Raw genomic sequence first — 23397 nt, 5'->3', positions numbered from 1 at the left:
GTCAGCGGCCCCACGCCCATGCCTCCCATAGCCGTGCGTACTGGCCTGCGGCACGTACCAGTTCCGCGTGGGTGCCACACTCGACGGCCCGGCCGCGTTCCATGACGACGATCCGGTCGGCGTGCGCGGCCTGGCTGAGGCGATGCGCTATCACCAGACCGGTGCGTCCGGCCAAGGCGACGGACGCGGCCCGGTCGAGCAGACCTGCGTCCGAGCTCCCCGCCTCGGCGGTTGCTTCGTCGAGGACGGCGACGGAGGGCGAGACCAGGGCGAGTCGAAGCAGCGCCAGGTGTTGTGACTGGGCGGCGGTCAACTCATGACCGCCCGCACCGACCGAGGTGTCGAGACCATCGGGGAGTTCGGCGATCCAGGAGGCGTCGAGCCGTTCGGCCGTCTGTTGGATCTGATCGTGTGTGACACCGGGGGCGAAGAGGCGCAGATCCTCCATGACGGTCCCGTCGAACACATGGACCTCCTGGCTGACCAGGACGACCCGGGTGCCACCGTCCGTGAACGACGACCCGGCCGGTTTGCCGTCGATGGTGAGCTCACCGCTGTCGGGGACCAGCACACCGGCGATGAGTTTGGCGAGGGTCGTCTTGCCGGCCCCGCTCGCGCCGACGATCGCCACGGTCTCACCGGGCTCGACGGTCAACGAGACCCGGTCGAGCGTCGGCCGACCCGGACCGTACGAGTAGGAGACCTGGTCAAGGACGACGCGGCCGGGCCGCTGCGGTCCGGGGTCGACCGTGGGTTGTGCCGTGGATGGCCGCGGCAGTGCGGCGACCCCGATGAGACGCGCCAGCCCCGCTCCTGCGTCCTGGAGTTCGTCGACGTTGGACAGCAGCACGCCGACCGGGCCGAACAGTTGGTGGAAGTAGAGGGCTGCGGCGGTGGCCGCACCCAGGCTCACCGTGGAGTCGGTGACCAGCCGGAAGCCGACCGCCAGCACGGCGGCGAGTCCGATCAGCTCGGCGATGTTCAGCAGCCCGTAGAAGTTGGCGCGCAGCCTCACGGCGTTCAGTTCATGGCCGATGGCACGCTCGGACGAGTCGGCGATCCTGGCGAGGTGCCGGCTCTGGCCGCGGAGTGCGCTCACGGTCTCGGCACCGTTGAGGGTCTCGATGATCTCCTGCCCGCGTGCCGCCTCGGCCCGGCGCAGGGCCCGGTAGACCGGGCCCGACCCGGCCAGGAAGCGGCGTAGTGCGAAGAGTTGGAGGGGCGCTGCGGCCAGGACGGCGACGGCGAAGCGCCAGTCGATGACACCGATGCCGATCAAGGTCAGGGCGATGGTGAACAGCGCGGAGACGAAGGCGGGCAGCACCCGCCCGATGACGGTGTTGACGGCTTCCGCGTCACCTGCGACACGGGAGACGAGGTCACCCGTCCCTGCCTTCTCCAGTACGGCGGCGGGCTGGGCGACCGCGGTGGCGAAGACGTCCTCGCGCAGTGCGGCAAGGGTGTGCTGTGCGGTTTGGGCGAGGAGGAGTCGGCCCCATCGGCCAAGGGCGGCGCTCAGGAGGGTCGTCGCGAGCACCCCACCGGCCGGGAGCAGCAGTTCCGTCCAGGGGCGCTTCGCCACCACGGTGTTGACCATCACTCCGAGGAGAGCGGGTGCCACCAGGGCGAACGCGGCGGTGGCGAGCAGTACCACGACGGTTGCGGCGAGCCGGGCGCGATGGGGTGCGAGGAGTCGAAGGGTGCTGGTGGTGGTCTCCCGGGCGGAGGCGACGGGGAGCAGGACCGGCCCTGTCGTGCGGAGTTCCGTGGGGTCGTGGTGATCCATCGGTGTGGTGGTCATCGTGCGGCCACCGCGTCCGGAAGCGTACCGGGCTCCGGTTCGGTCTTCGACGGCGCCGGATCGGGGAGTTCGTGGGTCCGGTCGCAGGCGTCGAGGAGGGCGGGGCTGGTGGTGATGAGGATGATCGCCCGGTCGCCGAATCCGCGCAGCGCGCGGCCGATGCGGTCTTCCGTGACGCTGTCGACGGAGGTGGTCGGCTCGTGCAGGACGAGTACGGGCTGGGGTTGGTGCAGGGCTCGTGCGAGCAACAGTCGCTGTCGTTGTCCTCCGGAGAGGAATCGGCCCTGTTCACCGACGGCGGATGCGGTCCCGTCCGGCAGTTGGGTGAGGACGTCGTCCAGTCCGGCTGCGGTGAGCAGGGCCGGGTCCACGCTCTCGGTCGCGAGGTTGTCGGCGATGCTGCCCGTGAACACAACGGGGTCGTGCGGTGGGGCGAAGACGGTACGACGGGCCTCGTCGGGCGGAAGCGTGGCGGCGTCCCGCCCGTCCAGTGTGTACTGGCCGGCTTCCGGGGCCCGACGGCAGGCGATCAGGTCGGCCACTTCCACGGCGGTCTCGCCGCGGGCATGGATGCCGATGACTTCGCCCCGCCGTGCCGTGATGACGTGGTCGTCGTGGCGCAGGGTGAGGAGTTCCCCGCGGGGAGCATCGTGGTCGCAGGCATGGGCGGCAGGGCCGGTCGTGGCGGAGGGGTGCGGGTCGGGGACCCGGTGGGGGATGGCGAGGAGTTCGGCGAGTCTGCGGGCGGAGCCGCGTTTGGAGGCGATGGCGGCGCCCAGGAATCCGAGTGTCTCCATCGGGCCGGCGACGACTTGGGCGAGCCCCACGGCGGTGACGAGGTTGCCGACGGTGATCGTGCCGTTCAGCGCCATGGAGCCCGCGGCCAGCGCGATGCCCGTGAGGAAGACCCCGGACAGTGCGGAGTTCAGGGCGGACAGGTCCGCCAGGGAGCGGACTCGGCGCAGTGCCGCGCGGACGGACTCCTGGCTGGCGTCCCGGTAGCGGTCGGCGGCGGTCCGTTCGGCACCGAACCCCTTGAGTACGCGCAGTCCACCGGTGAAGTCGGTCGCGAGCGCCCCGGCCCGTGCGGCGCCGCTCTGTTCGGCGTAGACGCGTTGCTCCAGCGGCCCGCTCAGCAGGTGGAGCAAGAGCAGTTGTACGGCGGAGACCACCAGGACGACTGCGGCGAGTTGCCAGGAGATCAGGAGCAGCGCGATCGTCGCCGTGACCAGCCCGGCGAGTGCTCCGCCCTGTTCTGCGAGTACCCAGGCGAGTCCGGACACATTGGACGCATCCGAGGTCGCGACCGTCAGCACCTCCCCCGGGGCGCGTTTCGTCGCCATGCCCCTGGGGTGCAGCACCCGGCCGGCCGCCATGAGACGCAACTCGTGTTCCCCGTAGGAGTACACCCGGGTGGCGAGTTGACTCCCGGTTCGCCAGCAGAGGATCAGGACGAGGAACAGGGCTGCCAGTGCGGTCAACCAGTTCAGCAGTGCGCCCGGGTCACCTTCGCGGATGGCCCGGTCGATGACCACCCCGATGAGCACGGGAACCATTGCCTCCGCGATCTGGTGTCCCGCGAATCCGGCACTCGCCACCCCGAGGCGCCAGCCTCTTCCGGCGCTGAACGACCCGTGCCGGATCAGCGCACCAGGGCCGGGCGGGTCTTGGGATCGCCGTACGGGCCGGGACGGTCCGGTGGGGTGCGCGGCCAGGGCGGTTCCCGGTGTCGAGGAAGCGGGAGGGGTGTCGGGAGCGGTCACCGCCTCACGCTAGGAACGCGGACGATCACAACACAAGCAGGTATCGTGACATGTTATGACGGTAAAGCGACAAAGGACGTCCGCCGTGCGCCTGTGGGGAGCACCCACCTTGGAACCGGACGAGTGGACCGCCTACATCCCGAGCGGGGAACGCCAGGTCGAGGACCCCTGGCTGCTCACCACGAGCACCTTCACCGCCCCCGAGCCGATGGAGTGGGAGCGGATGTCACATCCCGAGCCCGAACTTCTCTGGTCCAGCACGGGCAATGTGACGGTCGAGGCAGCCGGGCATGTGTGGCTCGTACCGCCGGCGTTGGGGATCTGGCTGCCCGCCGGAATGCCACACCGGGTCAAGGCGAGCGCGGACACGGTCACGTACGCCACCTTCCTCAACCCCGATCTGACCCACATGAGCTGGCACACCGTCACGGGCATCCCGCTGAGCCGCCTCCTGCGCGAGGTGCTGCTCCACAACCAGCGGGAGCCGATGCCCGACGAGGTCAGGCTGCGGCTCCAACAGGTCGGCGTGGACCTGATCAAGCCGGTCCAGGCCGCTTCGCTCGACATCCCCCTCCCGAAGACGCCGGAGTTGCGGGCGGTCGCGGACCGGATCATCGCCGACCCGGCCGACGACCGGACCACGGAGGAGTGGGCGAGGGAGCTCGGGCTGAGCGGGCGCACCCTGATGCGCTGGTTCCAGCGGGACACCGGCGTCAGCCTCACCCAGTGGCGCATCCTGGTCCGGGTCCGGTCGGCCCTCATCGACATCGCGGCGGGCAAGCCGGTGGTGGCCGTGTCCCGGCGTCTCGGCTATGCCAATCCGAGCACCTTCATCGATCTGTTCCGCCAGGTCACAGGCCACACGCCCGCCGCGTACTTCCGGTCGATGAGCGGCGGGGAAGACATGGCGCCGTTAGCCGAGCTCCCCCGAGCCCGGGTGTCGTGAAACCAGAACAAAGTGTCGCCATACCCTCATGGGAACTGAGTTACCTTACTTAGGCAAGCCTGCCCTAAGCCCGTATTCGCCGGTCATCGGACCGTCGTACGGGGTCCCTGAAGGAGTCCGATGACACCCCGCACCACCCGTGGATCCCGCCCGTCGCGACGGAGGTTCCTCGCGACGGCAGCCGCGAGCGCCACCGCCGTGCTGATCATGAGCGCCTGCTCGACGGGCGGAACGCAAACCGCGAAGACCTCGGGGGCCGAGACCCGTACGGTCACCGACATCGCCGGCAAGGTCAAGGTCCCCGCGAAGCCGCAGCGCATCGTCTCCGTCGACTTCTACTCCCCCGCGACCCTCGTCGACCTCGGGATCAAGCCGATCGGGGTCGTCGAGGGGTTCAACGACCCCGATCCGGATCTGCGCCCCAAGCGCTACCACGAAGCGCTCAAGAAGACCGCGACCGTCGGAACCTACTACGAGCTCAACGTGGAGGCCGTGGCCAAGCAGGACCCCGACATGATCTTCGCCGAGACGCGGTTCCTCCGGAAGGGCGAGTTGGAGCGGCTCCAGGGCATCGCCCCCGTGGTCCAACTCGACGCATCGGGCGTCGGTGCCTGGGAGGACCGGACGCTGATGATCGCCGCGGCCGTGGGCAAGGCGGAGGAGGGCAAGCAGCAGCAGGCGACGTTCAGGAAGCGCGCCGACGAACTGAAGGCCAAGTACGCGGACGTCCTGGCCAACAACACCATCGCCGTGTTCGGCTACGGCCAGTCCATGTCCACCTGGGGCACCTACCCCACCGGCCACTTCTACGTCCCCGGCTGGGACGCCGTCGGCGCCAAGTTCCGCCCCTTCACCCCGGGCGAGCACAAGGGCGAGCCGGGCACGGTGAGCCAGTGGCTGTCCCTCGAACAGATCGGCAAGCTGTCCAACGCGGACATCCTGATCCATTCGCACGGCGCCGGGGACTTCGTCACCTCCCTCGCCAAGAACAAGGTGTGGCAGAACCTTCCGGCCGTGAAGAACGGGCTCGTCTTCGAGAACACCCCGGCCGCGGTCGTCTCCTCCTTCGAGTGGGGCACGGAGAACCTCAACCACCTCGACCGCGTCCTCGCGAAGATCGACGCCAAGGTCACCTCATGACCGGGGCTCCCGCGTACGTCCTCGCGGAAGTGACCGCGCTGCAACTGCTCTCCCCGGGCATGACCCGGGTCACCCTGGCCAGTGACGCGCTGCGCTCGTACCCCTCGACCAGGGTCGGCGACGAGTACGTTCGCGTCCACTTCCCCGAAGAGGGCGCCGAACCCCTCCTGCCGGAGATCGGCGAAGACGGCAACTGGCACTACCCCGACGACCGCTACCCCCATGTCGCGCCGTACACGATCCGGCGGTTCGATCCGGCGGCCGGCGAGGTGGACATCGACTTCGTCCTGCACGGACACGGTCGTGCGGCGGGCTGGGCGAACCGCGCCCGAACCGGCGACCGCATCGTCTTCGGTCCACCCCGACGCCTGTACGAGCCCCCCACCGGGGCCGCCCGACAGGTCTTCGTCACCGACGCCACCGGACTGCCCGCCCTGGGCCGCCTCCTCGAACAGCTCGACCCCTCGACCGAGGCCACGGCCGTCATCGAGGTCGCCGAGCCCTCACACACCATCGAACTCAGCAGCCCCGCCCGCCGGCTCGATGTGCGCTGGATCCCCGGCCGCGGCAACGGCGTCGGCCCCAGCGCCATCACCGAGGCACTGCGCCAACTCGCCATCGCCCCCGGCACCTATGTCTGGGTGGCCGGCGAGTCGAAGGAACTGCGGAACGCACGACGGTATCTGCGCCATGAACTCCAACTGCCGACCGAGTGGTACCAGGTGATCGGCTACTGGACCTTCAAACACGAGGAGTGGCTCAAGCGGTACCAGGCCCTCGACGGCGAGACCGTGGACCGGCTGGAGGGCATCTGGGAGCAGACCAGCGACGAGGAACTCGGACGCGACCTCTACGAAGTGCAGTTGGAGCGTCTGGGGCTATGAGCACGACAGTGGCCGCCGCTCCGGCCGGGCGGCCCGGGCGGCACCAGGCCCCGCCGACCGGGCCGTCCGACCAGGGCGGCGGAGCGCGCCGAGAGCGCCGACCAGGACTGGTGAGCACCAACGCGGGGCGCACGCTCGGGCTCCTCGCCTGCCTCGCCGTCCTGGCCGCGTGCCTGGTGCTGAGCCTGGCCTTCGGCGCCAAGTCCATCCCCTTCACCGACGTCTGGAACGCCCTCACCGCCCATGACGGCTCGGAGGACGCCTTCATCGTGCGCGACCTGAGAGTGCCACGGGCCTTCCTCGGGCTGATCGTCGGAGCGGCCCTCGGAGTCTCCGGGGCCCTCATCCAAGCCCTCACCCGCAACCCGCTCGCCGACCCCGGCATCCTCGGCGTCAACGCGGGCGCCGGGTTCGCCGTCACCATCGGTATCGCCTTCCTCGGGCTCTCCTCGATCGGGGAGTACCTCGGCATGTCCTTCGCCGGGGCGGTCGTCACCACCACCGTGGTCTACATCCTCGGATCGGCCGGACGTGCCGGGGCGACACCGGTGCAACTGACCCTCGTCGGCGTGGCACTCAGCGCGGTGCTCGCGGGGGTGGCGGCGGCCATCACCCTGTTGAAGCCCGAGGTCCTGGACGCCATGCGGGGTTGGGCCGCGGGATCGCTCGCTGCCCGGGACTGGAGCGTCTTCTGGACCATCTTCCCCTTCGTCGTCGCAGGTCTGCTGCTTGCCCTGGCCTCGGCGCGCTCCCTGAACGCGATCGCACTCGGCGACGACCTCGCCAGGTCGCTGGGCGCGGGCATCGGCCGTACCCGGGTGACCGTGATCGTCGCCGTCACCCTGCTGGCCGGCGCCGCCACCGCAGCGGCCGGCCCCATCGGCTTCATCGGCCTCATGGTCCCCCATGTGGCCCGCTGGTTCGTGGGACCGGACCAGCGCTGGATCATCCCCTACACCATCGTCTGCGCGCCGATCCTGCTGATCGTCTCCGACACCGTCGGCAGAATCGTCCTCACCCCCCAGGAACTCCAGGTCGGCATCGTGACCGCATTCATCGGCGCACCCGTGCTGATCCTCCTCGTACGCCGCAAGAAGGCGAGCGGACTGTGAGCAGCACACCCGTCGACTTCGGCAAGCCCGTCGTCGTCTCCCGCGGCCCCAGTTGGTCGTTCCGCTTCGATGTGCGCACCGCCGTGGCCTGCGCGGTCTTCCTGGCGCTCACAGCCGGAACGGTCCTGGTCTCGCTCGCGTACGGAACGTACGAGATCCCCCTGGGCGAGGTGATCCGGACGCTGCTGGGAAGCGGTGAGGGCGGCACCAGGAAGATCATCATCGAGTGGCGGCTGCCCCGCGCACTCCTCGCGGTGCTCTTCGGCGCGGCCCTGGCCATCGCCGGGGCGATCTTCCAGTCCGTCAGCAGGAACCCCCTCGGCTCCCCCGACATCATCGGCTTCTCCTCCGGTTCCTACACCGGCGCCCTCGTCGTCATGCTGCTGACCGGTGGCGGCTACTACCAGGTGGCGGCGGGGTCCCTGCTCGGTGGCATCGCAACCGCCTTCCTGGTCTTCGTCCTCGCCTACCGCGGGGGAACGCAGGCATTCCAGTTGATCATCGTCGGCATCGCGATCTCCGCCATGCTCGGCGCGTTCAACACCTGGCTGGTGCTGAGGGCCGACATCGAGGAGGCCATGCTCGCCGCGGTCTGGGGCGGTGGCTCCCTCAACAGCCTGGGGTACGAACAACTCTGGCCCGTCCTGGGTATCCTCGCGGTGCTCGTGCCCCTGGTCCTGGCAACCGGTCCCGCCATGCGGCAACTCGAACTCGGGGACGATGCGGCAGCGGCACTGGGGACCCGCACCCATGCCGTTCGGCTCGTCGTGGTGGTCCTGGGCGTATCGCTGACCGCGTTGGTGACGGCTTCGGCAGGGCCCATCGCCTTCATCTCCCTCGTGGCACCGCAGATCGCCCGGCGCGTCACCCGCTCCGCATCGGTCGCCCTGTTGCCTTCGGCCGTGCTGGGGGCGTTCCTGCTGGTCCTCGCCGATCTGATCGGCCAGCGCCTCTTCGCCCCGGTCCAGCTTCCGGTCGGCATCGTGACCGTCTCGGTCGGCGGGCTGTACTTCGTGTGGCTGCTGGTGCGCGAAGCCCGCAGGGCCAACTGATCCGACCACCCAGCCAAGGAACTCAGAAATGAAGCAGACGCTCCACCACGAGGCGCCGGACACGGCACCGGCCAGGCTGCGGGCCGAGGGCATCACCATCGGCTACGACCGACACACCATCTCGCGCGACCTGTCCGTCCGGATTCCCGACGGCTCGTTCACGGTCATCGTCGGGCCGAACGCCTGCGGGAAGTCCACACTGCTGCGGGGCCTGTCCAAGCTCCTCAAGCCGTCCAGCGGCCAGGTCGTCCTGGACGGCAAGGCCATCACCTCCTACCGCGCCAAGGAGGTGGCCCGGGTGCTCGGCCTGCTTCCGCAGACCTCCCTCGCCCCGGACGGGATCACCGTCGCCGACCTCATCGCCCGCGGCCGGCACCCCCATCAGAAACTGATCAAGCAGTGGTCGGTGGCGGACGAGGCCGCTCTGCTGCGGGCCATGGAGGCGACCGATGTGTCCGCGCTCTCGGGCCGCCCCGTGGATGAACTGTCCGGCGGTCAGCGTCAGCGCGTATGGGTGGCGATGGTCCTCGCGCAGGAGACCCCGCTACTGCTGCTCGACGAACCGACCACCTTCCTCGACATCGCCCACCAGATCGAGTTGCTGGAACTGTTCACGCGCCTCAACCGGGAGGGCCGTACCCTCGTGGCGGTGCTGCACGACCTCAACCAGGCCGCTCGCTATGGAACGCACATCATCGCGATGAAGGACGGAGCCGTCGTCGCCGAGGGGCCTCCCGCGCAGATCATCACCAGGGAACTGGTCGAAGAGGTCTTCGAGCTGCCCTGCACCATCATCGAGGACCCCGTCGCCGGCAGCCCTCTCGTCATTCCCCTGGGCAGTGTGGGGGCGGCGCGGAGTCGCCCGGTCGACGTCTCCAGCGGTCGCGGCTGACCCGTCACCGTTGCACGACCCGACACCAACCGCCAGCCCGGACACCCGGCGTTCGCCACCCGGTCTCAGCGCGGCGCGCTGCGCTGCTGCCACTGTTCGAAGAAGACGAACAGGCCGTCAGGACGAGTGGGGCGAGCGGGGCGGCGGCCATCGTTGGGCGCGCGGTGGTGCGGCGTACGGGGCGCGCGGATATCGGGGCAACGGAGACCTCCATGGGAGTCGGTCGGGCTGGCTGGTGGTCGGCCGCATCGGCGACCCATGAGGTAACCGTGCGGACGAGCGCCCCGGTTGCCCCATGACGGCCTCGGTGGGAAACGGTCATCGTCCCGTCACATGCGCCGCTCGGGACGGTCACGGAGCGGTGTGAGCATCCATGGCGTCCCCGCGACAGGCCGGGGTCGGGGTGGAAGAAAGGCTCACACTGTGGCAGCGCTCCTTGTGACACCCGGCCGGGACGACCAGCGCCACCAGCCGAGAGTACGGCTCGAACCCGTCGGCGCCGATGCGTACCGTGCGTTCCTGGCCTCCCGTCCCGGCGCCGCCCTGGGCGCCGGATTCCTTCAGTGCCCCTCGTGGGCCCAGGTCAAGGACGGCTGGCGGCCCCTGCTGCTCGGCTGGGGTCCGGCTCCATCGGCAGGCGCACTCACCGGGGTCGCCCTGGTGCTGCTCCGGCAGTTCCCCGGCACCCGGCGTCACTTCGCCTATCTGCCCGAGGGCCCGGTGGTGGACTGGGCTGAGCCGGACATCGACGCCTGGCTCGACCCGCTGTTGCGGCATCTGCGGGACGCGGGGGCCTTCGCGGTGCGCATCGGGCCTGCCCCCGCGCACCGCCGTTGGGACGCCCGACCGCTCAAGGAACGCAGCGGCCCGGGCGGACACATCACGGACGTCCTCGACTGCGCTGTCGACCCGTTGGGTACGGCGGTCGCGGAGCGGTTGCGCGCCCGCGGTTGGCGTCGTTGCGGTGAGGGTTCGGGCGGCGACGGGGACGCACAGCCCCGTCATGTCTTTCGGATACCACTGACCGGCCGCAGCCGTGAGGACCTGTGGTCCGGGCTCAACCAGGAGTGGCGACGCAATGTGCGCCGTGCCCAGAAGTCCGGTGTGGAGGTGGTGGTGGGCAGTGCGGCCGACCTGCCCGAGTTCTACCGCTTGCTCTGCATCACCGAGAAGCGGGACGGTTTTCGACTCGGCCGGGCACTGGCGTACTACGAGCGCCAGTACGCGGCTCTCAACGCGGAGGAACCGGGCCGGATGAAGTTGTATCTGGCCCGCCACGACGGTGAGGTGCTCGCCGCGCACACCATGGTGACGGTGGGACGGCGGGTCTGGTACCAGACCGGCGCCTCGGCCGATCACCGTCGGGAGGTCCGTCCCTCCAACGCCCTCCAGTGGCGGATGCTGCTGGATGCGCACGCCCTGGGCGCGGAGGTGTACGACATGCGCGGGGTACCCTCCACACTCGATCCCGCCGATCGTTCGTACGGGCTGCTGCGTTGGAAGCTGGGCACCGGAGGTCAGGTCGTGGAAACCCTGGGGGAATGGGAGATACCGTTGGGTGGCACCGCCAATCACGCGCTGTACCGCGCTTTCCACGCCTATCTGGCACGCCGATGAGCGCGCCACCCGAGGCAGTTGCGTCGACCGGGACGGCGGACAGCGGGAAGCCCGAGCGGTCCGTCGCCCGCAGTGGCGCGATCATGGCGGCCGGATCGATGGTGTCCCGCGCCACCGGATTCGTACGGTCATCGGTGGTCGCGGCTGCGCTCGGCATCGGACTCGCCGCCGACGGCTACGCCGTGGCCAACGCGGTACCCGCGATCCTCTACATGCTGCTCGTCGGCGGCGCCCTGAACGCCGTCTTCGTACCGGAACTGGTCCGGGTCGCCAAGGAGCACGAGGACGGCGGAGCCGCGTACACCGACCGGTTGCTCACCATCTGCTTCGCCGTGTTGTTGGTGATCACCGCGGGTGCGGTGTGGGCGGCACCCGCCATCGTGGATGCGTACACCGGCTACAGCGGACGGCAGGCGGAGATGACGGTCGCCTTCGCGCGGTACTGCCTCCCGCAGATCTTCTTCCTCGGACTGTTCACGCTCCTGGGACAGGTGCTGAACGCCCGTGGCCGGTTCGGCGCGATGATGTGGACGCCCGTCCTGAACAACATCGTGGTGATCGCCGTGTTCGGCCTCTATCTGGCGACCGCCGACGGTGCCGCGCTGACCGATGCGGAGATCGCGCTCCTCGGCTGGGGCACCACCGCGGGCATCGCACTCCAAGCCCTCGCCCTCGCACCCGTCCTTCGTGCGGCACGTTTTCGTTGGCGGCCCCGCTTCGACTGGCGCGGCCAGGGCATGACCAGGCCCTTGCGTGCGGCCGGCTGGCTGGTGCTGCTCGTCCTGTCCAACCAGGTCGCGTACTGGGTCGTCACCCGGTTGGCGACGGCGGCGGGCGAGCGGGCGGCGGCCGAAGGCATCGACGGCGGCGCGGGCTTCAGCGCGTACAGCAATGCCTATCTGCTGTGGGCCGTGCCGCACGGGATCGTCACGGTCTCCCTCGTCACCGCGTTGCTGCCCCGGATGAGCCGGGCCGCGGCGGACGGCGACCTGGCAGGTGTGCGACGCGATGTGTCCTACGCCCTACGGACCAGTGCGGCCCTCATCGTCCCGGCGGCCTGCGCCCTGCTGGCTCTGGCGCAGCCCTTGATGACGGTCGTCTTCGGCTACGGCAGGACCGACGAGGACGGCATCGTCATGATGGCGGGAATCCTGATGGCCTTCGCCCCCGGACTGATCGCCTTCTCCGGTCAGTACGTGCTCTGCCGCGCCTTCTACGCGCTCTCCGACACCCGTACCCCCTTCCTGCTCAACCTGGTGATCGCCGGACTGAACGCGACCCTGTCGCTGACCGCCTACACACTGCTGCCGGTGCGGTGGGCGGTGACGGGGATGGCCGGGGCGTACTCCCTGGCGCTGACGATCGGCTGGGTGGTGACGGCGATCGTCCTGCGCCGCAGACTGACTTCCCCGAGCGAAGGCGCGGTGCCGGCACCGCGCGAAGGCGAAGCACCGCTGTCCGGAACCGAATCCGAGCGGGCCGGCCGGGGCACCCACCGGGCGAAGAGCCGCGGAATGTGGCGGTCCGCCGCGGTCGGGGCCCAGGCCCGACTGTTGCTCGCCGGAGCCATCGCCGCAACCCTCGGACATATCGCCGCGACCCGGGCCGCGTCCCTGGGCGCCGTGGGCGCGGGCCTCGTCGGCGCCGCGGCCATCGGACTGGTCTTCGCAACGCTGGCCCGACCGCTGCGGCTCACCGAACTCGAAGCCGCACTCTCCAGCCTCACCCAGCGCATTCGCAGACGCCCCACCAGGCACTGACACCCCTTTGGAATACTGCGCTCATGCCACGCGTGCTGCTCATCGAAGACGACCCCTCCGTACGCGAGGGAGTCGAACTCGGCCTGCGCCGACGCGGGCACGACGTCCGGACCGCCGCCACCGGGGAGGCCGGACTCGCCGCCCTCGACGAGTTCCGGCCCGATCTCCTGCTGCTCGATCTGATGCTGCCCGGGGTCAACGGTGTGGAGGTCTGCCGCCGGGTACGGGAGAGCAGCCAACTACCGATCATCATGCTCACCGCCCGCGGTGACGACTTCGACGTCGTCATCGGCCTTGAGGCAGGCGCGGACGACTACATCGTCAAGCCGGCCCGCACCCAGGTGATCGAGGCCCGCATCCGGGCCGTGCTGCGGCGGTTCGACGAACCGGCAACCGGGCGACCTGCCGTGGAGTTCCACGGCGACCTCTCCATCGACCGCGCAGGTCTCACCATCACCAAGTCGGGTCGACGACTGGCGCTCGCACCCTCCGAGATGCGTCTGCTGCTGCACCTCAGCGCCACCCCCGAGCAGGTCTTCAGCCGTCAACAACTGCTGGAGCACGTCTGGGAACACAGCTACCACGGTGACGCGAGATTGGTCGACGCCTGTGTCCGGCGGCTGCGCAACAAGATCGAGGACATACCGGGAAACCCCCACTACATCCAGACCCTGCGCGGTTTCGGCTATCGCTTCGGACCACTGTGAAGCGCCCGGGGAAACGCGCCGGCCGGCAGACCGAGACGGTCGGCACATCGGCCACGGACCCCACCGTCGGCGATGACGACAGACGCATCACCCCGTTCGGTCTGCGCACCCGGATGGTCCTCGCGTTCCTGCTCGTCGCAGCCGTCAGCGCCGTCACCACCGCCGGTCTCACCTATCGCGAGGCACGCAGTTCCGTACTCCAGGCGACGCAGGACACCGCGGTCTCCTCCTTCCGCGACCAGATCCAACAGTCGCCCCTCGAACTGCCCGTACGGCGGGACAGCCTGGAGCGGACCCTGCGCAACATCGCCAGCAAGGGCAAGCCCCGTCCGTGGTACGTCTTCGCCGAGTACGGCACGATGCGCGTCTCGTCAGGCACCAACCCCGTCTCCACCGTCATCACTCCCGCGCTGCGCCGCAAGGTGACCGGCTATCCGCACGGCAGCTTCGAACGGGTCATCAAGGACGGGATTCCCTATCTCGCCGTCGGAATGCCCGTCGTGCACAAGTCCGAGTCGGGCGGCACACTGCCCAGCGGACTCGTTCTCTACGCCACCATGCGGCTGTCCGAGGAACAGACCCAGATCGAAGCCCTGGTGACAGCGGCCCGCAACGGCGCGATACCGGGACTCGCGATCGCACTGATCCCCGCGCTGCTCGCCGCCCGCAGCGTGCTGCGTCCGGTGCGTGAACTGCGACGGGCAGCCCACGACATGGGCAAGGGCAGGCTGGACACCCGCATCAGGGTCCGCGGAAACGACGAACTCGCCGGCCTCGCCCGTACCTTCAACGCATCCGCCGGCGAACTGGACCGTTCCGTCACGGAGCTGCGACAGGCCGAGGCCCGGGCCCGGCGTTTCGCCGCCGATGTCTCACACGAACTGCGCACCCCCCTCGCCGGGATGCTGGCCGTGACCGAGGTGCTCGACGAGGACGCCAGCCGCCTCGACCCCGACACCGCCCAGGCCGTCAGGCTGATCAGCGCCGAGACCGGAAAGCTGGCCGTGCTCGTGGAGGACCTGATGGAGATCTCCCGGTTCGACGCCCGCGCCGCCGAGCTCAACACGGACGAGATCGACGCCGCCGAGACCATCCGCAGGACGCTGGCGACCCGGCACTGGACGGACCTGGTGCACACCGATCTACCGGACGGCATCCGGGCCAGGCTCGACCCCCGCCGCTTCGATGTCGTGATCGCCAATCTGGTGGGCAACGCCCTGCGGCACGGCGACGCACCCGTCACCGTACGGCTGCGCTCCTCGACCGGCCCGGGCGGCGCGGCGCCCGTGCTGATCGCCGAGATCATCGACTCGGGCCCGGGCATCAGGACCGAAGCCCTCCCGCACATCTTCGACCGCTTCTACAAGGCGGATGCGGCCCGTACCCGTTCGACGGGCAGCGGGCTGGGACTCGCGATCACCCAGGAGAACGTCCGGCTCCACGGCGGCACGGTCCACGCCGGGAACGTCCCCGGTGGGCGGGGTGCGGTCTTCACCGTCGAGATTCCCCTGGGCACCGGAAGGGCGGACGTATGAGGGGGCCGCTGCGAACCGGGGTCACCACCCTGCTGCTCACCGCGCTGCTCACGGGTTGCGGCATCAGCGCGACCGACCCGGTCGAGGCGGGCGACCCCGCTTCGATCGAGGTGTCTCCCGGCCAGCCGGAGCGGATGTTCCTCTTCTTCCGGTCACCGGCCGGCGCTCTGGTTCCGGTGCCCCTGGTCGTAGCCGGCTGGGGAGAACAGACCCCGCGATACGTGGCGAGCTCCAAGTTCCTCGCCATGCTGTTCGCGGGACCGCAACCCGAGGAACGCGCCGCCGGGCTGACGGACGGGCTGCCGGACCTTCCCCCGGGCAGCAGGATCGTCGTCGTGCCGGCCGAGGAAGGTGGGAACACGGTCCACCTGCCGATTCCCCTGGCTGATCTCGACGACACGGCGGTCCGTCAGCTGGTCTGCACCACTGCCTACTTGGTGGCCCCCGACAGTCCGGGAGAGGTACGCCTCAGCGGCAAGGACGGAACGACGGAGTCCACCACCTGCGACGCGGACACCACGGCAGCCACGGTGGCCCCTCGACCGAGCACGATGTCCGACGAGCTGGATCGGAAGTGGCACACCGAGGCCCCGCAGCCCAGCCAGTCGAGCGCCGAGGCACCCTGAACCTCCTCGCGTCCGCACATCGCGGTGGTGCCCCATCGATCCCGCATGGCTCCGTCCGGCGAATGCGCCGGACGGAGCTGGCACGGCAACACCCCGCGGAAGGCGGTCCCGTACGGTCGGTGGACGGCAGCGGCAGACCACCGGGGAGCGGGGAGCGTCAGCCCGGGGACGGCACGTCGGCGATGGGGCTCACCCCGCTGCGCTCACCCGTGCTACTGATCGGCTGAACATTGCGGCTGAACAGAATGGCGAACGCGGACAGCAGGATGGGCAGGCAGCCCCAGATCAGACCGGAGCGTATCCAGGCATCGGCCTGCTCCTGCGAGCCCGAACCAGCGGCCGACAGCGTCGCCGTGAACAGGGCACCGCCGATGATCGCCCCCACCTGACCGAGGGAGTTGATGAACGAGCTGCCGGTGGCACGGGTCTCCACCGGAAACGATTCGCCCGTGAAGAACAGCACGGCCGCGTACGGACCGATCAGGAAGAAGGTGCCCACCGCATACGCACTGACCAGCAGCGGAAAGTTGCCGGCCGGTCCCAGCACCATGATCGTGAAACAGCAGGCCGAGATGAGCCATCCCGCGAAGATCGTCGTCCGACGATTGATGCGATCGCCGAGCCAACCGTGGAAGAGATAGCCGAGGAACCCGGCCGCATTGGAGACGATGAGCACCTCCAACGCTCCGGTGAAGGAGACCTCCTTGCCGTTGACCAGGATCAACGTCCCCTGGAAGGCGAAGGCCAAGATGCCGAGCCAGTTCAACAGGAAGGCGGCCGACAGGGAGACGGTCGCGCGCAGCGACGGTCCGCGGAAGAGACCGCCGAGCCCTGCCTTGTGTTCGATGTGGTCCTGCCCGGTGAGCCTGGCCAGTTCGGCGGCTTCCTCGGCCCGGCCCTCGGCCGTGAGCTCTGCGATCCGCCGTCGGGCGACGAAGACCGGGCTCTCCTTGAGACGGCGCGCTGCGAACAGCATGAAGATCGCGGGGAACACGGCCACGACGAAGCACAGTTCCCAGCCGCCGATCGGCTCCAGGATGTAGATCGAGAGTGCGGCGAGCACCGCGCCGACGGGCCAGCCGCCCTGCACGATGGAGAACAGGAAGCCACGGCGTCTGATGGACTTCTCGTCCGTGTACACGTGCGCGAACATCTCGTTGAGGTAGGTCGCGTTGACCGCCTGTTCGCTGTATCCGACGCCGGCCAGGGCCCTGATCAGCACCAGTAGAACGATGCCCGCGGTGCCGATGGCACCGGCCGCATAGCCGCCGAACCAGGTGAGGAGCGAGGCGATCGCCGCCCCGACGACGCAGCCCACGATCCCGGCCCGCCGTCCGAACCGGTCCACGAAGGGGCCGACCATGAGTGCCACGACAGCGGTGCCCGCCGTGACCCAGGTGTTGATGCCGGTGGCCCGTGCGCTCGTCCAGTCGAGTTCGTCGCTGATGACGGGCAGCAGATTGGCGAAGAGGATGAAGTCGTACACGGCGAACGTCCAGGCGAGAAAGCAGATGACGATCGATCGTTTGACGTCTTTGAGCGTCACACTCGCATGGATGCGTTCGGCCTCGCGCTGAACACTGGTTAATGCATTCATGACCTGACTCCTTGGCGCACCGGGGGTTGCAAGGAACCGCGCTTGGCCCCCTGGTGCACTGACACGCCGGGCAGTGACCGCACTTCAGGGTCACCCCGGGCAGCGGACCGTACGGAAGTGCTCCTGCCCGCCCGGGCGATCTCAGCCCGGTGCGGGGAGGAGGTTCGGCAGCAGCAGCGTCCTGATGGGCGCGGCTTTGCTGACGAGCCCCGGGCGGGCGGGCACAGACTGCCTGAACCCGGGGAAGACAGGGGGTGGATACGTGGCCGCCGCTGGCTGCCCTGACCGCGCTTGCGGGGGCATGGCTGTCGAGCCGCACCGGCGGTTCCACCACCGGGCCGGGTACCGCCGGCCGCTTCGACGACAAGTCCGTCCAATCCCATGACGTACAGGGGCTCCGGTGGGCCGGAGTCGAGCAGGCCAAGGGTCGTGCGGACCACCGGCAGCGGAGTGCGGGGCACTCCGGCACCCAGGACCGTTACCCGCCCCGGGCCGACGGAATGCCTTCCCGGACCCATCACGCGGCCGATCGGTTCGACAGCATTCCGAGGAATCGCTGCCGAAGCCGGACCGCCTGATGTCAGGTGAGGTTCCCGGGCTCGGGTCACCCTGGTCGAGCTCCGGACGATCGAGGACTCCCCGCGCAGCCCAATGGCTCGATCACATCGGCAGCAGGGTCCGCCGAGTCGACGTCGCCGACGGCATCTCAGCCATGGCGTAAACCCTTCTCGCCACGATTGCCAATGGCTGAATCTCGACTCCGCCACTCGATGAGAAGACGACACAGGGCCGTCGAGCATGCGTCAGGGCCGTGGGCGGTGCACACGGATGGTCTGCTGGGTCGAGGCTCCGTTCACCGTCCGGCGAAGCGTCGAGGAGCCCGGCCGGAGAGCGCTGGATCATCGGCTCTCATCGTGAGCAATCGATCGATCGCCCCTCCGGTACGCGTTTCGGAGCGACCTCGACAGGGGCGGCTCCCCCGCCCGGCACTGGGCGGAGCCCTGGGGGGATTGCGCAAATCCGGTCTGCCCCACCGTCAGGCCCCATGATCCGCTTCGCCCGCGGAATGCCAGCAGTTGCACGCTCAACGACCACCGCGCCCCGCTCCTCGTACGCATGCGATGACGACTGCCCCCAGGCACAAGATCGACATATCAGACCCTGGCGATCTGTTCCGCATCGCACCACGACAGCCCAAGCGCGACCTAAACAACGATGGAAAAGAATGAGTGGATCCTGTCGCTCAGACGACCCGTTGAGACAATCAGAAAGGGGCATTGCGAAGCCAAAAGATTGTGCATATCTTTAGCGTATGCAATAGTAACCTTCGGCTTAATCTAGTACGAGGGGCGATGCTGGGCGGATAATCGGGCGGCTATTTCCGCCGAATCAGGCATCTCCCCCTCTTGTGCGCAGCCAGGACTCTCACTACGGGGTGATTCGGATGGATGCCACCACAAACGTCCAGGACGCAAGGGTCGTAAGACCGCGCCGGCCGGTTCCTCTGACGCTTCGGCGGCAGAGACAGGGAAGCGAGCGACCCGTTCGCACTCAGGTGCTCACCACAGGGGTGGGCCTTGAGATTCCCGTGGACCTCTCGTTCGAAGACTGGGAACGTGCAGGTCAACAGCTGTCTGGCGTCGTCAACTCATCGGTCTGGTGGCTTGGCGACTGGCTGGTGCACGGAAAGGAGAACTTCTCCGACCGCTATAAACGGGGAGTTCGCGAAGCCGGCCTCAGCTATCAGACCCTGCGGAACTACGCCTGGGTTTCCCGTCGCTTCGAATTAAGCCGCCGACGGTCGGGCCTCAGCTTTCAGCACCATGCGGAAGTGGCATCTCTTTCGATCCCTGAGCAAGAATTGTGGCTCGACCGTTCCGAGCAAATGCAATGGAACACAAAGCAGCTGCGAAATGCTATTCGCGAGGCTCACGACGGCGCCTCAGGGTACGACAAGAAATCATCGGAAGTGCAGCGTCTCGCGGTCCCCGCGAAACGACTCCAGTGGTGGCGCGAGGCAGCCGAGCGGTCGGGGGTCGACTTCGAGAAATGGGTACTCGAAACCCTCGACGGAGCGGCCAGGCAAGCACTCGACGACACAGAAGATACCGACGGCGTGTCGGCGTTGAGCGAGGGACTGACCTCCTGCGACCCGCCTGAACTCCATGAACCTCCGAAGGCCGCACGGCCTCCTGGAGACGTGGCCCAGCCGACCGTCTACGTCGCCGGCTGGATGTAACAGACCTGCACCACCGCACCCTTCTCCATGACCGCCCCTTTTCTCTCGCAACGGCGCGGGTGCGGCGCCAGGTTCCCATGTGGCGTCACTTTGTCCTGTCGACCGGACAGAGTGGCGCCCTCTTGGCGTCATCGACGACCACGGTAGAGCAAGAGTGACGTCATCTCAATGGGTCCTGAATTCGTGCAGGTTGGCCCGCCCAGAAGGTTCCTGGGCCCAGTGGCGGCGATGGAGGTGCCGCCATGGTGATTGTTCTGGCGCCATAGATGTGCCACTATGACGTCATGGACTTGACGCCCTATGTCGACAGCCTTCGCCGTGACTTCCTGGCCGCGGCGGAGGCACGTGGCGAGGAAGCACTCGCAGTCGGGGAAGAGCTCACCGCGGCGTTCGACTCGTCAGTCCGGCTCACGCTGCTCAAAGCGCTGTCGGATGCGGCTGAAGAGATCACCACCGACCTGGTACCGGGGTCGGTCCAGGTGCGCCTGCGCGGCCTCGACCTGCGATTCGTGGTGATTCCACCACCGCCCGAACCCTCACCCGAAGGCGACGACGCCGGGTACGGCGACGAGAGCGCGCCGGCGGAAGCGGGGGGTGAGACCGCCCGGATTACCTTCCGTCCGTCCGAAGGCATCAAGGCCCAGGTCGAGAAGGTGGCGAGCCGGGAGGGACTCTCGGTCAACGCCTGGCTGGTGCGGACCGTCACAGCTGCACTGCGGGTCGGCAGCCGGCGCACCGAACGGCGGGGACCTCCTGGGACCAGGCGCTACACCGGCTGGGCGCGATAGCAGCCATGACACGCAAGCGGGCGCATGACGGAAGGACCGGCAGTGGCCAGTTTCGATACCCCCGAACCGATCACCGCAGTGTTTGAGATCGGCATCGGGGACATCAGGCTTAGAGCGAGTGACCGTGTGGACACTGTCGTAGAGGTACGCCCGACGGACAGTTCCAAGGTGTCCGACGTGGCAGCCGCCAAACAGGTACGGGTCAATTTCTCCCGAGGGAAGTTGCAGGTCAAGACGGACTGGCGACTGCTTCGGCGGTCCAGTGCGTCTCCCGAGGAGGGCGGTTCGGTCGAGGTGAGCGTCGAACTGCCCGAGGGGTCCCAGGTGCGGGGAGGCTCGGCCTGGGCGGGACTGTACGCGGAGGGCCGTCTCGGCGAGTGCCAGTTCGAGACGGTGGAGAGCGACATCCTGCTCGACCAGACGGGGCCGCTGCGCCTCACCGCCATCTCCGGTGACATCACGGTGGCCCGGATGACGGGCCACGGTGAGATCACCAAGAAGTCCGGGACGGTCCGGATCGGTGAGATCGAGGGCAGCGCGGTGATCAAGAACGACCACGGTGCCAACTCCGTGGGAGAGGTCACCGGGACCCTCCGGGTGACCGGGGCCAACGGCGACATCGACATCACCCGCGCCTACGGCGGCGTCGAGGCCAAGACGGCCTCCGGGTGCATCCGGATCGGCGAGGTCAGACGCGGACTGGTGCTACTGACCGCCGCTTCGGGTGATGTCGAGGTCGGCATCCGCGAGGGCAGCGCAGTGAAGTACGACGTGAGCACGGTCTTCGGCACCGTGCACAACGAGCTGGATTCGGCCGAAGGACCCGGCGACTCGGTGGACGTCGTCGAAGTGAGGGTACGCACCTTCGACGGAGACGTGGCGATCCGTCGGTCCGAGTAACCCAGACCTGTCGGCGGGACGGACGACCACCCGGCCGGCGTCAGCGCGGCGGCCCGGAGCCGATCCATCCCCCGTTCGGTACCCGGGCCGCCGCAACCCCAAGGCCGCTCTCCCCATGCGCGGGCGGTCCACGCGGTTCTTGGACGACGGCTCCTTGACGAGGAAAGGAACAACCATGCACACGAGCGAGGAGGTCGTGCTCGATGTCGAGGGCCTGCGCATGCGCTATGGCACCACTGACGTCCTGCACGACGTGACCTTCCAGGTGCGGCAGGGCGAAGTGATGTGTTTACTCGGCCCCAACGGCGCCGGGAAGACCACCACGATCGAGGTCCTGGAGGGCTTCAGAATGCGGTCGGCCGGCCGGGTCGAGGTGCTGGGCACCGACCCGGCGCACGGCGACGAGCGGTGGCGGGCGCGGGTCGGAGTCGTACTCCAGTCATGGCGCGACCACGGGCGCTGGTACGTGCGCGAACTGCTCGCGCACCTCGGCAGCTACTACGCCGCCTACTCCACCGACACGATCAAGCGGCCCTGGGACCCGGATGAGCTCGTCGCGTCCGTCGGCCTCACCGAGCACGCCCACAAGAAGGTGAGGATGCTCTCCGGCGGTCAGCGCCGCAGGCTCGACGTGGCGGTCGGCATCGCGGGGCGCCCCGAACTCCTCTTCCTGGACGAGCCCACCGCGGGCCTCGACCCGGTGGCCCGCCATGAGTTCCACGAGCTCGTCGGCCGCCTCGCCCGCGAACACGAGACGACGATCCTGCTCACCACTCACGATCTACCGGAAGCCGAGAAGCTCGCGGACCGCATCATGATCCTCGACGGCGGTCGGATCATCGGCGACGGCACGGCGGAGGAGCTCTCCCGGCGCATCGCCGGTGCGGACACAGTCCGCTGGACCCGGCAGGGGCGGCAGTACGAGCAGTCGACCGTCGACTCCACGGGGTTCGCCTTCGGGCTGTTCAAGGAGTTCGGCGAGGAGATCGCCGATCTGGAGGTCCGCAGGGCCTCGCTTGAGGACACGTACCTCGCCATGGTCCGGAAGGCCGAAACGAGCGACGGAACGACGTCGGAGGAGCCTGTGGAGCCGGCGGGCGAGACCGCAGCCGTGAACGAAGGAGCGGCCCGATGAACCCGACGACGACGGCCCTGCGCGCGGGCTGGACCCGCGGTGTGATCGAGATCCGGCAGTCCGTCACCAACGCCGGAGACATCTTCAACCACTTCTTCTGGCCCGTGCTGATGCTGGTCGTCATGTTCTTCATGCGCGACGTCGACTTCGGCAGCAGCGGGTTCATGCTCGGCACCCTGGTGCTCCCCAGCATCCTCGGCATGAACGCGTCGATGGCCATCATCACCATGAGCCAGCACCTCACGGCCGACCGGGAGGACGGCACCCTGCTGCGGGCGAAGGCCACGCCGAACGGCATGGTGGGCTATCTCACCGGCAAGATCGTATCGGTCTCCGGCTGTCTGATCATCGACCTCGCGATCTTCCTGATCCCCGGCCTGATCATCATCGACGGCCTGTCCGTCGGCAGCAGCGGAGCCTGGCTGACGCTCGCCTGGGTGCTCGCACTCGGGCTGATGGCCACCCTGCCGATCGGCGCGGTGCTCGGCTCGATCTTCACCAGTGCGCGCAGCCAAGGGATCCTCATGCTGCCGATCCTCGCCATGATCGGCATCTCCGGCATCTTCTACCCGATCACCTCCCTGCCCGACTGGGTCCAGGGCCTCGCGCAGGTGTTCCCCGTCTACTGGCTCGGCCTCGGGATGCGCTCCGCCCTATTGCCCGACGCTGCGGCAAGCGTCGAGATCGGCGACTCCTGGCGGCATCTGGAAACCGTGGCCGTACTCGGCGGTTGGGCGGTGGTCGGTCTGCTCCTCGCCCCCGTCCTGCTGCGCCGCATGGCGCGCCGCGAATCCGGGTCGAGCGTGGCAGCGCGGAAGGAGAAGGCACTCCAGCGCGTGGGCTAACAGCGGTTCGTACGGACTTGTTGGGGCTCGTCACCCGGCCGATCGGCCGGGTGACGAG

At 68.7% G+C, this 23397-nt stretch carries 19 protein-coding genes; 16 read left to right on the top strand and 3 right to left on the bottom strand.

Annotated elements, in window-relative coordinates:
- Position 1 precedes the first annotated feature (1 nt).
- Both ACFXJL_RS21775 and ACFXJL_RS21770 read right to left on the bottom strand, forming a co-directional pair.
- Positions 2-1801 (bottom strand): ABC transporter ATP-binding protein, encoded by a 1800-nt coding sequence (locus tag ACFXJL_RS21775; RefSeq protein ID WP_384694803.1) that lies wholly within the window; start codon positions 1799-1801, stop codon positions 2-4.
- A complete protein-coding gene (locus ACFXJL_RS21770; protein ID WP_384694800.1) occupies positions 1798-3564 on the bottom strand; it encodes an ABC transporter transmembrane domain-containing protein in 1767 nt (588 codons plus the stop codon). The genes ACFXJL_RS21775 and ACFXJL_RS21770 overlap by 4 nt, the downstream gene beginning before the upstream one ends.
- A gap of 85 nt (positions 3565-3649) precedes the next feature.
- Between ACFXJL_RS21770 and ACFXJL_RS21765 the strand changes: the two genes are divergently transcribed.
- The 11 genes from ACFXJL_RS21765 to ACFXJL_RS21715 all read left to right on the top strand — a co-directional run bounded on the left by ACFXJL_RS21765 (position 3650) and on the right by ACFXJL_RS21715 (position 15835).
- Positions 3650-4510 carry an AraC family transcriptional regulator gene (locus tag ACFXJL_RS21765; RefSeq protein ID WP_384694797.1) on the top strand — a complete coding sequence of 287 codons (861 nt, stop codon included), beginning with the start codon at positions 3650-3652 and terminating at the stop codon, positions 4508-4510.
- A 120-nt stretch (positions 4511-4630) separates the two neighbouring features.
- Positions 4631-5650: an ABC transporter substrate-binding protein gene (locus ACFXJL_RS21760; RefSeq protein WP_384694794.1), complete on the top strand. Its 1020-nt coding sequence runs from the start codon at positions 4631-4633 to the stop codon at positions 5648-5650.
- Positions 5647-6534, top strand: coding sequence for a siderophore-interacting protein (locus ACFXJL_RS21755; RefSeq protein ID WP_384694792.1), 888 nt, complete (start codon positions 5647-5649; stop codon positions 6532-6534). The genes ACFXJL_RS21760 and ACFXJL_RS21755 overlap by 4 nt, the downstream gene beginning before the upstream one ends.
- Positions 6531-7646, top strand: coding sequence for an iron chelate uptake ABC transporter family permease subunit (locus tag ACFXJL_RS21750; RefSeq protein ID WP_384694789.1), 1116 nt, complete (start codon positions 6531-6533; stop codon positions 7644-7646). Before ACFXJL_RS21755 ends, ACFXJL_RS21750 begins: the two co-directional genes overlap by 4 nt.
- Positions 7643-8698, top strand: a complete 1056-nt coding sequence (locus ACFXJL_RS21745) for a FecCD family ABC transporter permease (RefSeq protein ID WP_384694786.1) — start codon at positions 7643-7645, stop codon at positions 8696-8698. The genes ACFXJL_RS21750 and ACFXJL_RS21745 overlap by 4 nt, the downstream gene beginning before the upstream one ends.
- A 28-nt stretch (positions 8699-8726) precedes the next feature.
- The gene (locus tag ACFXJL_RS21740) at positions 8727-9590 is read left to right on the top strand and encodes an ABC transporter ATP-binding protein (RefSeq protein WP_384694783.1); all 864 of its coding nucleotides are present in this window, start codon (positions 8727-8729) and stop codon (positions 9588-9590) included.
- A gap of 423 nt (positions 9591-10013) precedes the next feature.
- Entirely contained in the window at positions 10014-11207 is a 1194-nt protein-coding gene (locus ACFXJL_RS21735) for a lipid II:glycine glycyltransferase FemX (protein WP_384638473.1), read from the top strand.
- Positions 11204-12967: a murein biosynthesis integral membrane protein MurJ gene (murJ, locus tag ACFXJL_RS21730; protein ID WP_384638476.1), complete on the top strand. Its 1764-nt coding sequence runs from the start codon at positions 11204-11206 to the stop codon at positions 12965-12967. The genes ACFXJL_RS21735 and murJ overlap by 4 nt, the downstream gene beginning before the upstream one ends.
- A 23-nt stretch (positions 12968-12990) precedes the next feature.
- The gene (locus ACFXJL_RS21725) at positions 12991-13674 is read left to right on the top strand and encodes a response regulator transcription factor (protein WP_358879691.1); all 684 of its coding nucleotides are present in this window, start codon (positions 12991-12993) and stop codon (positions 13672-13674) included.
- A gap of 113 nt (positions 13675-13787) precedes the next feature.
- Positions 13788-15209 (top strand): ATP-binding protein, encoded by a 1422-nt coding sequence (locus ACFXJL_RS21720; RefSeq protein WP_384638504.1) that lies wholly within the window; start codon positions 13788-13790, stop codon positions 15207-15209.
- Positions 15206-15835, top strand: coding sequence for a hypothetical protein (locus ACFXJL_RS21715; protein ID WP_384638480.1), 630 nt, complete (start codon positions 15206-15208; stop codon positions 15833-15835). Before ACFXJL_RS21720 ends, ACFXJL_RS21715 begins: the two co-directional genes overlap by 4 nt.
- Positions 15836-15992: 157 nt before the next feature.
- Here the strand turns inward: ACFXJL_RS21715 and ACFXJL_RS21710 are convergent, their stop codons facing one another.
- The gene (locus ACFXJL_RS21710; protein ID WP_358879693.1) at positions 15993-17432 is read right to left on the bottom strand and encodes an MFS transporter; all 1440 of its coding nucleotides are present in this window, start codon (positions 17430-17432) and stop codon (positions 15993-15995) included.
- A 1555-nt stretch (positions 17433-18987) separates the two neighbouring features.
- On the opposite strand from ACFXJL_RS21710, the gene ACFXJL_RS21705 reads away from it, so the two are divergent.
- The 5 genes from ACFXJL_RS21705 to ACFXJL_RS21685 all read left to right on the top strand — a co-directional run bounded on the left by ACFXJL_RS21705 (position 18988) and on the right by ACFXJL_RS21685 (position 23339).
- Positions 18988-19671 carry an LmbU family transcriptional regulator gene (locus ACFXJL_RS21705; protein WP_384695080.1) on the top strand — a complete coding sequence of 228 codons (684 nt, stop codon included), beginning with the start codon at positions 18988-18990 and terminating at the stop codon, positions 19669-19671.
- Positions 19672-19955: 284 nt separating this feature from the next.
- Complete coding sequence (locus ACFXJL_RS21700) at positions 19956-20459, top strand: hypothetical protein (protein WP_384638490.1); 504 nt, start codon at positions 19956-19958, stop codon at positions 20457-20459.
- Positions 20460-20501: 42 nt separating this feature from the next.
- Positions 20502-21359, top strand: coding sequence for a DUF4097 family beta strand repeat-containing protein (locus ACFXJL_RS21695; RefSeq protein WP_329025210.1), 858 nt, complete (start codon positions 20502-20504; stop codon positions 21357-21359).
- A gap of 175 nt (positions 21360-21534) precedes the next feature.
- A complete protein-coding gene (locus ACFXJL_RS21690; protein WP_358879696.1) occupies positions 21535-22494 on the top strand; it encodes an ABC transporter ATP-binding protein in 960 nt (319 codons plus the stop codon).
- Positions 22491-23339 carry an ABC transporter permease gene (locus ACFXJL_RS21685; protein ID WP_358879697.1) on the top strand — a complete coding sequence of 283 codons (849 nt, stop codon included), beginning with the start codon at positions 22491-22493 and terminating at the stop codon, positions 23337-23339. The genes ACFXJL_RS21690 and ACFXJL_RS21685 overlap by 4 nt, the downstream gene beginning before the upstream one ends.
- Positions 23340-23397: the final 58 nt, after the last annotated feature.

It is taken from the genome of Streptomyces sp. NPDC059256, from assembly GCF_042753785.1.
Classification (GTDB): Bacteria; Actinomycetota; Actinomycetes; order Streptomycetales; family Streptomycetaceae; genus Streptomyces.
This window is presented reverse-complemented; position numbering and strand designations above follow the sequence as displayed.